The organism is Leisingera sp. F5, assembly GCF_001593695.1.
In genome coordinates, this window is the sequence record NZ_LUKH01000845.1 from 1 (window position 1) to 1,578 (window position 1,578).

At 65.6% G+C, this 1,578-nt stretch carries 1 protein-coding gene; it reads right to left on the bottom strand.

Translation table 11 applies throughout. The annotated features are described in order from the left end of the window. Positions 1 to 1,578 (bottom strand): CoA transferase (locus A2I95_RS36665; protein ID WP_291737406.1); only part of this gene is annotated, 1,578 nt, incomplete at both ends.

The window sequence follows — 1,578 nt, forward strand, 5'->3', positions numbered from 1 at the left end:
GCTGATCCTCCGGCATCTCAGCCAGATCCGTCAGCTCAGCCACCCGTACCAGCGCAGCGCCGCGTTCAGTGGGGGCGGCAAAGAAGAACCAGCAGTCCGAGGCCCGGTAGCAGTGGTAGAACGGCCCCCAGCCCAGGGCCTCGCGGCCCGAGGGTTCGTCAAAGGGTACCCTGCCCGCGTGGCCGTACATGAACTGCGCCTGGATCAGGTTGCCCGCTGCCGCCAGCGAGGCCCGCGCCACCCTGCCCTTGCCGGTCTCCTTGAGCCGCAGCAGGGCGCCGCCCAGGGCAACACAGGCGCAGAAGCCGGTCAGCACGTCGATGGTGCCGAAATGGGCGTGCTCTTCGGGTGTCTCCATGCCGCCGCCAAAGCGCAGCATCACGCCGGTGGCTGCCTGCGCCAGATCATCATAGCCCAGGTGATCGGACTTAGGCCCGCGCATGGGGCCGCCAAAGGCATCAAGCTGCACAAGGATCAGACGCGGGTTAATCTCTGCCAGCCGTTCTGGGGACAGACCCAGATAATCGCGCTGCTGGTCGGTGCCGTTCATCGTGATCACGTCAGCGTCGGCAATCAGACGGGCCAGCGCGTCCTGTCCCTCGTCCGTACGCAGATTCAGCAGGATGCTCTCCTTGCCGCGCTGCGCATGGATGCCAAAGACCACCGTGTTCCATGGATCGACAGACGGCTCCACCGGCTGCACCAGTGTCACCTCCGCGCCGTAGCGCGCCAGGGTCGAGCCGATGGTCGGCCCGGCGATCACATTGGTGAGGTCAACGATCTTCAATCCGTCGAGCCACCCTTTGCCCTCGTGACCGCCGCCAGTGCTGCGCTCCGGCTCTGCCAGCAGCACCGCCAGATCAGCTTTGACGGCGCTGACCTTGTGTGCTGCACCTGCGTCGCCTGCCAGCCAGGCGACATTGCCCATCTGCCGCATCGCGCCATGCTTGCCATCCTCCACCTGCAGCACCAGGCCTGAGGCCAGCGCATGCGGATCGTCCAGCCATTCCTTGGTGAAACGCTGCGCTGTGGCGGGCGCCTTGGCGGCGCCGAACAGCCCTTCCCATTCATGTGACGGCTTGGTCAGAAAGGCAGCCTTCATCGCCGAGGACACCCGTTCACGGTCCGACGCCCCCACCGGGTAATTGCGCATCGACCATTCGGCGGGCCAGTCCTTGGTGTCCAGATAGGCGGAGAAATCCGGCAGCTCATCAGCCAGGTCCTTCAGCCCCAAAGTCTCCAGCACCCGCCGCGGGTGGGTGGCGACCGAGCCGGCCACCACATAGAAGCCGCGCCCGTCGGCGCAGGTGTAGGTGCGGTAGAATGGGTCGAGGAATTCCGACAGTTCCCCGAACTTCAGGTTCATCGGCAGGCCTTCGGCTTCGCGCCGGTCCAGCTCCGCCTCGCGCGGGGATTTGTAGCGCTCAGGGTAGCCCTCGATCTGTTCGCAGTTATAGACCAGCCCTTCCAGAAGCGCCGCCGCCAGCGGCACCTCGATATGGTCGCCGCCGTTCTGTTCACGCGCGTTCAGGGCAAACAGCACCGACATAGCGCCAAAGCTGGCACCATAGGCCGAGG